General features: G+C 68.3%; 16 protein-coding genes. 12 read left to right on the forward strand and 4 right to left on the reverse strand.

Annotation, left to right across the window (positions count from 1 at the left end; translation table 11 throughout):
* Positions 1 to 19: 19 nt before the first annotated feature.
* Positions 20 to 832, reverse strand: a complete 813-nt coding sequence (locus ACYU7G_RS08940) for a DUF6576 domain-containing protein (protein ID WP_461106896.1) — start codon at positions 830 to 832, stop codon at positions 20 to 22.
* 84 nt (positions 833 to 916) lie between these two features.
* Here ACYU7G_RS08940 and ACYU7G_RS08945 point away from each other — a divergent pair, with 84 nt between their 5' ends.
* Positions 917 to 2,251, forward strand: coding sequence for a DUF222 domain-containing protein (locus tag ACYU7G_RS08945; protein WP_461106898.1), 1,335 nt, complete (start codon positions 917 to 919; stop codon positions 2,249 to 2,251).
* A 1-nt stretch (position 2,252) separates the two neighbouring features.
* Here ACYU7G_RS08945 and ACYU7G_RS08950 read toward each other — a convergent pair whose 3' ends face one another.
* Positions 2,253 to 3,377, reverse strand: a complete 1,125-nt coding sequence (locus ACYU7G_RS08950; protein WP_461106900.1) for a L,D-transpeptidase family protein — start codon at positions 3,375 to 3,377, stop codon at positions 2,253 to 2,255.
* A gap of 195 nt (positions 3,378 to 3,572) precedes the next feature.
* On the opposite strand from ACYU7G_RS08950, the gene ACYU7G_RS08955 reads away from it, so the two are divergent.
* The 10 genes from ACYU7G_RS08955 to ACYU7G_RS09000 are packed head-to-tail and all read left to right on the forward strand — an operon-like array spanning position 3,573 to position 10,955.
* A complete protein-coding gene (locus ACYU7G_RS08955; protein WP_461106902.1) occupies positions 3,573 to 4,340 on the forward strand; it encodes an enoyl-CoA hydratase/isomerase family protein in 768 nt (255 codons plus the stop codon).
* Positions 4,337 to 5,176 (forward strand): SDR family oxidoreductase, encoded by an 840-nt coding sequence (locus tag ACYU7G_RS08960; protein WP_461106904.1) that lies wholly within the window; start codon positions 4,337 to 4,339, stop codon positions 5,174 to 5,176. The genes ACYU7G_RS08955 and ACYU7G_RS08960 overlap by 4 nt, the downstream gene beginning before the upstream one ends.
* A gap of 26 nt (positions 5,177 to 5,202) precedes the next feature.
* Positions 5,203 to 6,327 carry a hypothetical protein gene (locus tag ACYU7G_RS08965; RefSeq protein WP_461106906.1) on the forward strand — a complete coding sequence of 375 codons (1,125 nt, stop codon included), beginning with the start codon at positions 5,203 to 5,205 and terminating at the stop codon, positions 6,325 to 6,327.
* 31 nt (positions 6,328 to 6,358) lie between these two features.
* Complete coding sequence (locus ACYU7G_RS08970; protein ID WP_461106908.1) at positions 6,359 to 7,621, forward strand: M18 family aminopeptidase; 1,263 nt, start codon at positions 6,359 to 6,361, stop codon at positions 7,619 to 7,621.
* Complete coding sequence (locus ACYU7G_RS08975; RefSeq protein ID WP_461106910.1) at positions 7,621 to 8,154, forward strand: GNAT family N-acetyltransferase; 534 nt, start codon at positions 7,621 to 7,623, stop codon at positions 8,152 to 8,154. Before ACYU7G_RS08970 ends, ACYU7G_RS08975 begins: the two co-directional genes overlap by 1 nt.
* Before the next feature lie 52 nt (positions 8,155 to 8,206).
* On the forward strand, positions 8,207 to 9,277 hold the full coding sequence (gene ychF / locus ACYU7G_RS08980) for a redox-regulated ATPase YchF (RefSeq protein WP_461106912.1): 1,071 nt from the start codon (positions 8,207 to 8,209) through the stop codon (positions 9,275 to 9,277).
* Positions 9,278 to 9,284: 7 nt separating this feature from the next.
* Positions 9,285 to 9,803, forward strand: coding sequence for an AAA family ATPase (locus tag ACYU7G_RS08985; protein ID WP_461106914.1), 519 nt, complete (start codon positions 9,285 to 9,287; stop codon positions 9,801 to 9,803).
* Between the two features lie 33 nt (positions 9,804 to 9,836).
* Complete coding sequence (locus tag ACYU7G_RS08990) at positions 9,837 to 10,118, forward strand: type II toxin-antitoxin system RelE/ParE family toxin (protein WP_461106916.1); 282 nt, start codon at positions 9,837 to 9,839, stop codon at positions 10,116 to 10,118.
* Entirely contained in the window at positions 10,093 to 10,413 is a 321-nt protein-coding gene (locus ACYU7G_RS08995) for a HigA family addiction module antitoxin (protein ID WP_461106918.1), read from the forward strand. Before ACYU7G_RS08990 ends, ACYU7G_RS08995 begins: the two co-directional genes overlap by 26 nt.
* Entirely contained in the window at positions 10,410 to 10,955 is a 546-nt protein-coding gene (locus ACYU7G_RS09000) for an AAA family ATPase (RefSeq protein ID WP_461106920.1), read from the forward strand. The genes ACYU7G_RS08995 and ACYU7G_RS09000 overlap by 4 nt, the downstream gene beginning before the upstream one ends.
* Positions 10,956 to 11,292: 337 nt before the next feature.
* Here ACYU7G_RS09000 and ACYU7G_RS09005 read toward each other — a convergent pair whose 3' ends face one another.
* Both ACYU7G_RS09005 and ACYU7G_RS09010 read right to left on the reverse strand, forming a co-directional pair.
* Complete coding sequence (locus ACYU7G_RS09005; protein ID WP_461106922.1) at positions 11,293 to 11,682, reverse strand: barstar family protein; 390 nt, start codon at positions 11,680 to 11,682, stop codon at positions 11,293 to 11,295.
* Between the two features lie 32 nt (positions 11,683 to 11,714).
* Positions 11,715 to 12,086, reverse strand: a complete 372-nt coding sequence (locus ACYU7G_RS09010; RefSeq protein WP_461106924.1) for a hypothetical protein — start codon at positions 12,084 to 12,086, stop codon at positions 11,715 to 11,717.
* Positions 12,087 to 12,159: 73 nt separating this feature from the next.
* Between ACYU7G_RS09010 and ACYU7G_RS09015 the strand changes: the two genes are divergently transcribed.
* The gene (locus ACYU7G_RS09015; protein WP_461106926.1) at positions 12,160 to 12,981 is read left to right on the forward strand and encodes a siderophore-interacting protein; all 822 of its coding nucleotides are present in this window, start codon (positions 12,160 to 12,162) and stop codon (positions 12,979 to 12,981) included.
* Positions 12,982 to 13,049 lie beyond the last annotated feature (68 nt).

Here is a 13,049-nt window from a genome sequence, read left to right on the forward strand (position 1 = left end):
GCAGCACTGACAATTGGGGTCAGCGACGCCGCCGCAGGCGCAACTTCTCCAGTTCCGCACGCTCGGACTTGGTGAGGCTGTGGATGCCCTGGGCGCTGATCTTGCCGAGCAGGTCGTCCAGGCGCTCCTCGTCGGAGGCCTGGCGCTTCTCGGTGCGGGTGGGGGTGTGGTGCCGGCGCGTGCGAGGTCGGGACTGGTGCTCCTTCCCGGGGATCCACGAGTAGGAGCCGAGCAGCCCGATGCGCTTGGCCGCGACGGCGACGATGACCAGCGCGATCAGCAGCGAGAACAGGCCGCCCCAGGCGCGGGCGGCCAGCATCTGCAGGACCTGCAGTCCCAGCAGGACCGCACCGATCACCCAGGCGGGGATGTTGAAGAAGAAGCGGCGGGTGGGATACTCCGCGATCCACAGCAGCAGCACGAACAACTCGATGGTGTTCAGCCCGAGCGCCGCGACGGAGCCGCGCGCGACGAGACCCACCAGCACGGTGGAGATGGTCAGGGCGCCCCAGCACCACAGGTACAGGCGTGCCATCGCGGCCCGACCCACCTGGGACTCGAGCGAGGTGCCGAAGTACCACAGCAGCACCAGCGTCAGGAGGCTCCACAAGGAGATCTGGTCCGCGAGCGGCCAGGTGAACAGGCGCCAGACCTCACCGCTGAACAGCGCGTCCGGGATCAGCGCCAGCAACAGCGGCAGGAACGGGACGATGACCGAGGCCAGCAGCCCCAGCGCCCCCAACGCCACGACGAAGATGGTGGACGTCACGTCCACCCTGCCGACCCTGAACCAGGCGTCCCCCTGCGCACGGGACTCGAATGCACCACTCACGCCTCTAGGTTCCCATGTCCTTCCAAACGAGGCCAGAGACACGTCTCCCACCGAACTGTCAGACCCCCTTCGTAGAGTGCCGACATGGACACGCAGACGGCCAACGCAGGCCTGGATGCGGCGGGAGGGCAGGACATGGCAGAGCTGGTTGACACCAGGCAGCCACAGGGTCTGGAGGCGCTCGAACGGGTGACGGACTCAGTGGCCATGATTCGGCTGGGGGAGGTGCAGAAGGCGATCGCACTGGCGGACCTCGCCGAGGTCTACTCGGTGGAGGTGGACACGCTGGTGCCCGAACTTGCCGAGCGGATGATCCATCCGGGCCACGAGGGGACACCGGCTGTCTCGGAGTTCCTGGGGCTGGAGATCGGAGCGGCCCTCGGCATCAGCCAACAGGCCGCATTCTCGCTGGTTGCGGAGGTCCTGGACCTGAAGCACCGCCACCCGGAACTCTGGAGGGTGTTCTGCGTCGGGGGGATCGAGCGTTGGGAGGCGTCCAAGCTGGTGGACATCACCGCAGACCTCAGCGCGGAGCAGGTGCGTGAAGTGGACGCGAAGATCGCGCGCAGGGCCGGCCAGGTCTCCTTCAACCACCTGAGGCGGCTCACCCACGGCTGGGTGGCGCAGGCGGACCCCGAACTCGCACGGGAACGGGAGCGGACGGCCCGCAGCGGCAGGCTCGTGCACCTCGGTCCCAGCGTATTCGGGACCTCTGAGATGGTGGCCAGACTGGAGGCGAGGGACGCCAAGCTCCTGGACGACACGCTGAACCGTCTGGCCTGCGCGATGGCGGAGGCTGGTGACGAGCGTGACCGCAACCAGCGCCGGGCCGCCGCGCTGGGGCTGCTGGCGGACCCGTCCGCCGCGCTGGACATGCTTGGAGGTGACGCCGACGCCACCGCGCGCAGTCGCGGAAGGACGGTCGTCCACGTGCACCTGGCTGCCGGCACGGTGGTGGACCCGGACACCGGCGTCGCCAGGATCGAAGGATTCGGTCCCCTCACCGTGGCATCGTTGCCGGAGTTCCTCGCCGGCAGCCACGTCACCGTGCGCCCAGTGCTCGACGACGCGGACGTCGAACCCGTCGACTCCTACGAGATCCCGGACCGGATCAGGGACGCCGTGCACCGTCGCAACCCGACGGAGATGTTCCCCTACTCCGGGCGATGTTCACGCTCGCTGGACCTGGACCACGTCGAGCCTTATGCGTGGGAGGGCGCCCGGAGGCAGGCGCAGACCAGGATCGAGAACCTCATCCCGTTGAGCCGACGCGTCCACCGGGCCAAGACCTTGACGGCATGGCAGGTGGTGCGGACCGCCCACGGCAAGTTCGTGTGGCACTCGCCACTGGGGCGGCGCTACACGGTGCTGCCCGATGGCACCACCCGGTCCGAGCTCGAGGGTTCGTTCCGGGTGTAGCTCAGCGGATGGCGATCACGTCGCCGGGGGTGGCGTGCTGCAGCCAGGTGCGCATGCTGGCCTTCGTGATGGACACGCAACCCGCCGTCGCGCCGGAACCGTGCACGTGCAGGAAGATCGCGCCGCCCTTGCCCTTCACGGCGGGGGAGCGGTTGTAGTCGATGACGCCCACCAGGTCGTACTGGCCCGCGTACTTCACCAGGTGCTCGGACTCGGACTTGTCGAAGCCACCGGCGCCGGCCTCCCGCCACTGGTTGTAGTGCGCCGAGTTGTTGTCGAGCACCCAGTACGAGTTGGGCCCGACGTCGCGCCAGGCCAGGGCGGTGCCGGGGTCGGGGTCCAGCCCGAAGGCGTCGTGCACCGTGAAGTCGCCCGTGGGGGTGGTGAACGTGTCCTGCCTGCGCTCGGCGGCGGGGGCGGTCCCGCGCGACCCGATCCGGCCGCTGGTGTCCCGGAACACCGTCCGCACCGTGCAGGAGGTGTTCGGGACGCGCTCCACCATGGCGACGACGGCGCTGGTGCCGCTGCTGCGGACCGCGGTGGCCGTGGTGCGGGAGGCGGGCAGGTCGATCCGGATGCCCTCGACGGTGACCGTGCAGCTGCGGGCCTTGGACACGTCTGGGGGTGAGGTGAGCCTGCCGAACTGGACGACATTGTTGAACACCCACTTGTCCTGCCTGACGTAGCGTCCGTCGACGGCGGCCACCACCGTCGCGCGGATGAACGAGCGGCAGCCGTTGGGGCCGGTCCACTCGTCCTTGCAGGAGGTGCGCCACTGCCTGCCGTTGGAGGTGAACTCGCCGGAGTTGGCCAGCGGGTTGGAGCCCCAGGCCGCCTCGGGGATGGGCAGGTAGGTGAGGTTGTTGAAGGCCCAGCCGTTGACCACCTCGTACCCGTTGCCGGGGTGCTCCAGGATCTGGGTGGCCCAGATCTCGCTCTCGCAGCGCAGGATGGTGGAGGTGTAGGACTCGCACCAGGTACGCCACTTGCGGCCGTCGACGGTGTGTTCGCCGGGTGTGGTGTAGACCCAGCCGCTGTCGGCCGCCGCGGGCTGCAGCGGGAAGCCGAACAGCAGCAGGGGTGCCAGGACCAGAACCAGCAGGTGGCGTTTCGCCCGGGAGGTCACTTGGCGTCCAATCGTTGCGGCAGCGCCAAGGAGCGCTCCGCCGCGAGTGCAGCGGGGGCAGCATCGTGGTGGAACAGGACGACGGTGGCCATTCGGAACTCCTCGGATGGAGGTCGGGCTCCCGAGAATAGTTGACGAACGTGTCAGCTGCGAGGGCTATCGTGGGGGAGCGAACCAGCCGCGAAGGAGCGCCCTGTGTCCCAACCGATCCTGCTCGCCGTCGACGACGGACTTGCCCGCATCACCCTCAACCGGCCCGAGCGCCTGAACGCGTTCGACACGTCCCTGGCCGCGGCCTGGGAGGAGACCACGTCGGAGGTCACCGCCCGCGAAGACGTCGGCGCCGTGCTGCTCGACGCGGCCGGACCAGCGTTCTGCGCCGGTGGAGACGTGGTGGCGATGGCGGCCACCATGGGTTCCGGTGCCCAGATCGAGGCCCTCGCGGAGACCATCAACCGCGGCATCCGGACCCTGCGGGACTCGAGCCTGCCAGTGGTCGCCGCAGCCCACGGCACGACGGCCGGAGGCGGGCTGGGGATCCTGCTCACCTCGGACTACGCCGTCGTGGGCAGGAGTTCGCGGATCGGCAGCCTGTACGCCAACGTCGGGCTCACGCCGGACCTGTCGGTCACCGCACAACTGGCACGCGCCGTCGGGGAACGGCGGGCCCTGCAGTTGCTGCTCTCGGACCGGATGCTGACCGCCGACGAGGCCCTCGGCTGGGGGCTGGTGGCGGAGGTGGTCGACGACGACGCCGTCGGCAGCCGGGCCGAGGAGGTGGCCAGGTCATGGTTGTCCGGGGCCGCACGTGCCTACGGCGAGGCCAAACGCCTTGTCAGGTCACAACCTGGCCGCAGCTTCGAGGCACAACTGTCCGAGGAGGCCGCCACGATCGGTGCCATCTTCGGCAGCGCCGAGGCCCAGGCCCGGATCGCCGCCTTCGCGAAGCGGGGCCGGTCATGAGCGCCGCCAAGCCCCTGGAGGGGCGCACCCTGCTGATGTCCGGCGGCAGCCGCGGGATCGGGCTGGCCATCGCGCTGCGGGCGGCCGCGGACGGCGCCAACGTCACGCTGCTGGCCAAGACTGACACCCCGCACCCGAAGCTGGAGGGCACCATCCACACCGCGGCGGAGCAGATCCGCGCCGCCGGTGGGCGGGCGCTGCCCGTGGTGGGTGACGTCCGTGACGACGAGGACATCGCCCGGGCCGTCGAGGCCACCGTCGCGGAGTTCGGTGGCATCGACGTCGTGGTCAACAACGCCTCGGTGATCGACCTCTCTCGCTCGGAGCAGTTGGCCGCGAAGAAGTACGACCTGATGCAGGACGTCAACGTGCGCGGCACGTTCATGCTCTCCCGCGCCGCCATCCCCGCGCTGCGAAACAGCGCCAACCCGCACATCCTCTCGCTGTCCCCGCCGCTGAACCTCGACCCGAAGTGGCTGGGCGCCCACACCGGCTACACCCTCGCCAAGTACGGGATGACCATGGCCACCCTCGGTCTGGCGGCGGAGTTCGGGGAGGAGGGGATCGCCGCGAACACGCTGTGGCCCCGCACGACGATCGCCACCGCCGCCGTCCGCAACGTGATCGGCGGTGATCGGTTGATGGCGGTCAGCCGCACCCCCCAGATCTACGCCGACGCGGCCTACGAGGTGATCACCGCTCCCGCGGCCTCCCGCGCTGGCCAGACGCTGATCGTCGAGGACGTCCTCGCGGCGGCCGGGATCACCGACTTCTCCGGCTACGCGGCAGTGCCCGGAACCCCTGACGAGCGGCTCTTCCCGGACATCTTCCTCTGAGCTTGTCGGCCCGTAGTTTGGAGGGCATGAGACGACTCCCGATCGCCCTCCTCGCGCCGCTCCTGCTGGTCACTGCCTGCACCGGGGAACCACAGACTGAGTCGTTGGCCGCTGGGGACGGGTACTCCGTGCTGGGAGCACTGTCCGAGGTGCCCATGGGTGCAGGCGGGGAACAGTTCATGGTGACCACCGGGGACCTGGCCGAGGCGAGCCGCTTGTCCGGCCTGGCGCGCCCGGACGACGTCGCGGACCGGGACGCTGTCAACGATTGGATCGGACCGCTGCTCGGCTCGAGCGGCGCAGACAGGATGCATGCCCCGGTGATGGTGCCGCTGGGTTCACTGCTGTCCCAGCACGCCGTCGCGGGCATGGCTGGGGTGAACGAGGAACTGGGCTGGTCGTTGCTGGACGTGGACGCGTTCGTGGAGGTCACCGCGGCACCGGACAATTTCGCCGTCGTGCTGGGGGAGGGGATCGCGCCGGCCGAGGACCTGCCGGAGGTCACCGAAGGCGTGGTGACCGCGGGCGAGGGTGAGGACCACGAGGCAGATGTGGGGGCGGTCACCCCCGCCAGGCCGATCGGCGCGCCCCTGCGCATGGCGCAGTCCGGAGATGCGCTGGCGGTCTCGCCCACGACGTCGTTGGTGCAGGCCTGGGCCTCGGGCGGCCAGTCGCTGGCCGACGATGAGACCCTGGCCGCGGTGGCCGCGGCGTTCGACGACGTCGGCGTGGTCTCGGCCGTGCTGGCGAAAGGCCACACCCGTGATGTTGCGGCCGCGCTCGCCGGCCGCGGGGGCAGCCAGGAGCAGGTGGATGCCATGCTGGCCGAGTACGAGGAACTGGTGCCGGCTGGGCCGTTCGCCGCAGTGGGGTTGGGTTTTGGGGTGGACGGCGAGGAGCCAAGGGTCACGGTTGTTCTCCACCTCAGCGACGACGCCGCCGCCCAGGCCGCCGTGCAGGTGCTCGAGCGCCAGTACGCCGAGGGCAACTCGCTGCTCACCGGCAGGCCACTGGCAGACACCTTCGAACTCCTTGACGCAGCGGCCGACGGCCCCCTTGCGGTGCTGCAGCTGACGCCCGTCCAGGGGGTGCCGGTCCACACGGCCTTCCAGCAGCTCCTGGCCGGGGACCTGCCCTTCGCCCACCGGTGAGTTGCCGGACACATCTGGTTGACTGGCTCCCATGTTCAACGACGCCGCCGCACACCTCGATGACCTGGCAGACTTCGTGGTCGCCTCGCCCACCTCGTTCCACGCCGCCGCCACGGCCGCGTCCAGACTGGAGGCGGCAGGGTTCCTGAGGGTGGACGAGAAGGGTGCCTTCCCGCGGGGCGGGGGCAAGTTCTTCATCGTCCGCCACGGCGCGATCGTGGCCTGGTTGCAGCCGGGTGAGCTCTCCGAGGATGCCGGATTCCGCGTCGTCGGAACGCACACCGACAGCCCGGCCTTCAAGGTCAAGCCCGGGGAGCTGCTGACCAGCGCCGGCTGGAGCCAGGTGGGGGTCGAGATCTACGGAGGGATGCTGCTGAACTCCTGGCTGGACCGCGAGCTCGGCATCGCCGGCCGGATCGTCACCAAGGACGGGCAGGAGCACCTCGTCCGGACCGGTCCCATCGCCCGGGTCCCGCAGCTGGCCGTCCACCTGGACCGCGGCGTCAATGACGGACTGAAGCTGGACAAGCAGACCCACACCCAGCCGGTGCTCTCGCTCGCGCCCCGCGGTGGGCTGCTGAAGCACCTGTGCGAACTGGCCGGGATCCAGCCCGCCGACGTCGCGCTGCACGACCTCTACTGCTTCGACGTCGCCGCCCCGGCCCGGTTCGGTCTGCACGACGAGTTCTTCGCCTCCGGCCGCCTCGACAACCTGGCCAACACCCACGCCGCGCTGACTGCCATGGAGTCCGCCCAGCAGGGCCGCCATGTCCCCGTGTTCGCCGCCTTCGACCACGAGGAGGTGGGCTCGGCCACCACGTCGGGTGCGGCGGGCCCCATCCTCGAGGACGTGCTGGTCCGGATCGCCTCCGCGGCCGGCCTCGACGTCGACGGCACGCGGGCGATGCTCGCCCGGTCCTCGTGCGTCTCGGCCGACACCGGCCACGTCGTCCACCCCAACTACCCCAACCACCACGACCCCGTGGTCAAGCCGCTGCCCAACAGGGGGCCGTTGGTGAAGCTGAACGCCAACCAGCGCTACGCCACTGACGCCGTCGGTGGTGCCATCTGGCTGGACGCGTGCGAGAGGGCAGGGGTGCCGACGCAGCCGTTCGTGTCCAACAACGCCATCCCCTGTGGTTCCACAATCGGCCCCATCACGGCCACGCGGCTGGGGATCACCACCGTCGACGTCGGGATCGGGCTGCTCAGCATGCACTCGGCCCGTGAGATGTGTGGTGTCGAGGACCCGCACCTGATGGCCCGCGCGCTGGCGGGGTACTGGGCGGTCTGATGGGAACCAGGTTCGCTGCCGCGGCCGACGTCCCGGCGCTGGCGGAGCTGGCAGCCGAGACGTTCCCCCTGGCCTGCCCGCCTGGCACGGACCCGGACGACGTCGCGGACTTCATCGCCACCCAGTTGAACGAGCGAGAGTTCGCGGCGCACGTGGCTCAACCCACCCGGGTGGTGCTGGTCCACGAGGCCGATGGCGGCCCCCTGGACGGCTACGTCCTGATGATCGGCGCCGACGAGGTGACTCCGGAGGGAGGGTTCGGCGTGACCGGTGCCCGCAGCGCCTACCTGTCCAAGTTCTACGTGCTGCCCGGGGCGCACGGTGGCTCCGTCGCGGCACCGTTGATGGAGGCTGCGAAGGACGCGGCGGCGTCGCGGCTGGGGGCGGACTCCATCTGGCTGGCCACGAACGTGGCCAACATCCGCGCCCGCCGCTTCTACCTGAAGCACGGGTTCGGGATCGTCGGAAGCAAGACCATGCAGGTGGGATCGGTCCTGATGAACGACGACGTGTTCGAGCTCCCGCTCCTTTGACCGACCTGCCGCCGGTGCTGTTGCGTGCTCGAACCGCGTACACTGCCCTGTTGTGGCACTCACTATTGGAATCGTCGGCCTCCCGAACGCCGGCAAGTCGACCCTTTTCAACGCCCTGACCCGCAACGAGGTGCTCGCCGCGAACTACCCGTTCGCGACGATCGAGCCCAACGTTGGCGTGGTCGGTGTCCCCGACGATCGGCTCCCGCAGCTGGCTAAGATCTTCGGCTCCGAGCGGATCCTGCCCGCCACGGTGAGCTTCGTCGACATCGCCGGCATCGTGAAGGGCGCCTCCCAGGGCGAGGGCATGGGCAACGCGTTCCTGGCCAACATCCGTGAGGCCGACGCCATCTGCCAGGTCACGCGTGTGTTCGAGGACGAGGACGTCATCCACGTCGACGGCAAGGTCGACCCGGCAAATGACATCGACACCATCACCACTGAGCTGATCATGGCCGACCTCGCCACCGTCGAGAAGGCTCTGCCGCGCATCGAGAAGGAGGCGCGGATCAAGAAGGAGTCGCAGCCCAAGCTCGCCGCGTACCAGGCCGCCAAGGAAGCACTCGAATCCGGCAAGGGCGTCCGCGCCGCCGGCCTGGACCTGGACGAGCTCAAGGACCTGTTCCTGCTGACCGCCAAGCCCTACATCTACGTGTTCAACTGCGACCAGGACGAGCTGGGCGACGAGGACCTCAAGGCCCGCATGCGCAAGGTCGTCGCCCCCAACGAGGCGATCTTCCTCGACGCCAAGTTCGAGTCCGAACTGGTGGAGATGGACGAGGACGAGGCCAGGGACTTCCTGGAGGAGATGGGCGTCGAGGAGCCCGGCCTCGAAGTGCTCGCCCGCGTCGGCTACGACACCTTGGGCCTGCAGAGCTACCTGACCGCCGGACCCAAGGAGTCGCGCGGCTGGACCATCCCCAAGGGCGCCACCGCCCCCGAGGCCGCTGGTGTGATCCACACCGATTTCCAGAAGGGGTTCATCAAGGCTGAGATCGTCAGCTTCGAAGACCTGGTTGCCACCGGCTCCATGGCCGCTGCCAAGGCCGCCGGCAAGGTGCGCCTCGAGGGCAAGGACTATGTCATGCAGGACGGCGACGTGGTGGAGTTCCGTCACAGTTAGGCATCTGATGCTCATCGTGATCTCTGGGCTGCCCGGCGTGGGCAAGACGACCGTCGCTGACCTCGTCGGTGCTCGTCTCGGCGCGACGCGTCTGTCCATCGACCCGGTCGAGGAAGCCCTGCTCGGTGCGGGCTTCCCGCACGGGTGGGAGACGGGCGTCGCCGCCTACGAAGCGGTTCGCGCGATGGCTGAACTGAATCTGCGGACCGGTCGGACGGTCGTGGTGGATGCCGTCAATGACAGCGAGCCAGCGCGTGAGACCTGGCGTCGAGCGGCCGACTCAGCGGACGCGGGATTGTGCTGGGTCGTCTTGACGATGAGCGACACCATCGGCCACGCGTCGCGGCTCCACGAACGTGATCGAGGCTTCACGCATGTCGTCGAGCCGACCTGGCCCGAGGTGGCCGGGCGGGAGGTCGCGCCGTGGGTTGATGTCCACGTGGCGATCGATGTGTCGGGCAGGAGTGGGGAACAGATCGCCGCAGATGTCGAACGATACGTCGTGGAGTCCCGGTTTAACGTCTAGCGTCATTGACGGATCTCGTTATATACTGGTCGTGTGATCAGATCGTTCGGCAGCAAGGACACCGAGCGCATCTGGCATGAGCAGTACGTCAAGCGCGTTGACCGGACGGTGCAGCGGGCGGCCTTGCGGAAGCTCGAGCTGATCCATGCGGCGCAGGATGTCGAAGACCTCAGGGTCCCGCCGGGCAACCGCCTGGAGCGGCTGGTGGGCAATCGACGCGGGCAGCACAGCATCCGCGTGAACGCGCAATGGCGTCTCTGCTTCGTCTGGAGAGAGGGAGGTGCGGACAATGTCGAACTCGTCGACTACCACTGAGGCTGACCTGATTGAGCCGATCCACCCGGGAGAGATCCTGATGGAGGACTTCATCGAGGGCTTCGCAATCACGCAGAACAAGCTGGCCGTGTCGATCGGTGTGCCGCCGCGCCGGATTAACGAGATTGTGCACGGCAAGCGGGGGATCACCGCAGACACGGCGATCCGTCTGGCGCGCTATTTCGGGACCTCCGAGGAGTTCTGGATGAACCTGCAGTCGAACTACGAGCTGCGGCTCGAGCGCCGTGCACTGCGCGACAAGGTTGCCGCGATCACGCCGTTGCAGGTCGCATGACCTCTGGGGTGACCGGCTCTGAGAGTTCTCGTCTGATCATCATCCGCGGGAACTCGGGCAGCGGGAAGTCGCATTTGGCGCAGGCGATCCGAGCTGCGCGTCCGCGCGGCGTGGCGATCATCGGCCATGACGTGCTTCGGCGAGAGATCCTCCACGTTCGCGACCATCCGGGTGCGTTGAGCGTGCCGTACATCGATCTGTCGGCGCGGTTCGCGCTCGACAACGGTCTCGACGTCGTGATCGAAGGCCTCCTGCATTCCGAGAGCTATGGCGAGATGCTCGCTGAGCTGCGAAAAGATCATGCTGGTCTGACTCGCTGCTACTGCTATGAACTCGACCTCGATGAGACGCTCGAACGGCATCGAACGAAGGCATTGGCCGATGAGGTGTCGGAGGCCGATGTCGCGTCCTGGTACCGCAGTGCGGACCGGGTCCCCGCCTTGGATGAGTCAGTATTCGATGCCACGGTCAGCGCCGCTGACGCTCTGCAGCGGGTCCTCGTGGACGCGGGGTGGGGCGAGGCGCTCGACATCGGTTCATGACTGACGCTTGTGATGCCCTTCCCCTACATGGTGCGGTCGAGCCGAACTCCATCAGAGGTTGCTCTGTACCGGAACTCGGTGGAGTTCCACTTCAACGTGTCGTGTCGACGTCAGTTGGCGACGGGCCCCGTGCCGACTTGGCGAGCTCTGGGATTTTTGACCGAAGACGTCGGAACGAAGAGCCCAAAACCGGACCCCTTGCGAAACCCCTGCATAGATTCCGGAACAGGGGGTGCCCATAGGTGCAAGGCGAGAAGTAACGAATGGTGCCGCAACCCGTCGGCGACCACGGCGTCGACGCGAATGTTCCCGGCGTCCAGCCGCCCAGGGCTTCCGATCAGCTCAGGGTGAGCCGCACACCGGGGTGATCTGCGAATACCTCGAGCACCAAGTCGAAGTACGTCGGGCCGACGCCTGCGAGCAAGTTGTCGAGCTGGCGCTGGACTCCCTCGACGTTGAAGGCATCAGGTCGTGTGAGCTTCTGCTCGAGCCAATCCCGAGTGGCCTCGAATCCCAGGGTGCTGCGACTCTGGGCATGATCCGCCCAGATGAGCTCGGCGGCGGGAGCTTCGGGGGTGCCCCCGTGGAACCGGTAGAGCACGTCGTTCAGAGCGTCGAGGCTCGTGCCCATGCGCCACCCGGCGTCCTCCATGAGCTGCGCGTTGAACTGGTCGTAGAGGTCGGCGATCGTAGTGATCCGGGCGCCTTCGATCCGGAACTGCTCCATGCGTCGAGCGTAGCCGGTGCAGGTGACCCAACTCAGAAGGTGATGTCGGCTGCCCGCTCAGCCTTCGGTCGGTGGCCGAACTTCGACTGGTACGCCCCGATCAGGTCGGTCGCGGTGACGTTCACGCCATCCACAAGCTCTGCCAGGTGAGGCACGAGCCACCGGGCCTCGCAGGCGTCGAACTCCTCGGCGAATGACTCGTTCAGCCCGCCATCGAGGATTACCCGTGTGACGGGGATCTGGCCGCCCACGTTGGCGGCGTGGGGCCCCACGGAGAAGTTGAGGAGCGTTGTCCTGCCGCGCGGGTGAACGCTGATCGTGACCGGGTGCGGCCAGCCGGTGGCGCCGTCGGGTGAGTGGCCGAGCACGATGAAGTCCAGCCAGTTGCGCGAATCTTCGGCCATGGGCCCTCCTTCGTCGTGCTCGACTTCGCCCTCAGTGGTGATGAGGTTCAGCTGTCAGGTTAGCCTTGCCTGTGTGGGTAGGAAGAAGAACACACCAGTCGACCGCCAGTTCATGATTGCGCACGTCACGCGAACGGAACTCATCAGTCCCAACGTCGTCCGGGTGACACTGGGTGGCTTGGAGGGACTCGAAGCGCGCGGCGCAGACCACTGGTGCCGCCTCCTCTTCACGCGGCACGGGCAGGACGCGCTGGAACTTCCCACCAGGACCACCGAGATCGGTTGGTACCTGCAGTACCTCGCGACGCCAAAGGCGCGCCGTCCCTGGGTGCGTGCGTACACGCTGCGTGACGCGCGGCCCGACGCGGGCGAGGTGGACGTCGACTTCGTCATCCACGGTGGGGAGGACGGGAGCATCGGACCTGCAGCCCAGTTCGCGCTCGACGCCAAACCGGGGGAGCGCGTCGGCTTCCTGGACCAGGGCATCGGCTTCACCCCTGACCACCCCCATGACTGGACATTGCTGATCGGTGACGAGACGGCGATGCCCGCAATCGCGGGCATCTGCCGCTCGCTCCCGGACACCGCGCGAGGGGTCGCGATCATCGAGGTCCCCTCTGCGGCTGATCGCCAGGACTTCCCGACGCCGGCCGCGATGGAGATCACGTGGATCCATCGCGACGAGTCGCCCGATGCGCATGGTCGGCCCGGCGAGCTCGCCCTGAGTGCGCTGAAGGCGGCAACGCTGCCCGACGGTGTTGTGCACGCGCACGCCATCGGCGAGTCCGCGCTCGCCACCGGTGCGCGCCGCCACCTCATCGGGGAGCGTGGGATTCCCAAGCGAAACGTGGACTTCGTCGGCTACTGGCGCCATGGGAGGGCAGCCGCCAGCTGATCACGGTTCTGCGACCGCCCGGCCGGGCGCCGCCCTACGTGGTGGCCGGGGGTGGTGCAGCTGCTGCC

It is taken from the genome of Tessaracoccus terricola (genome assembly GCF_054776555.1).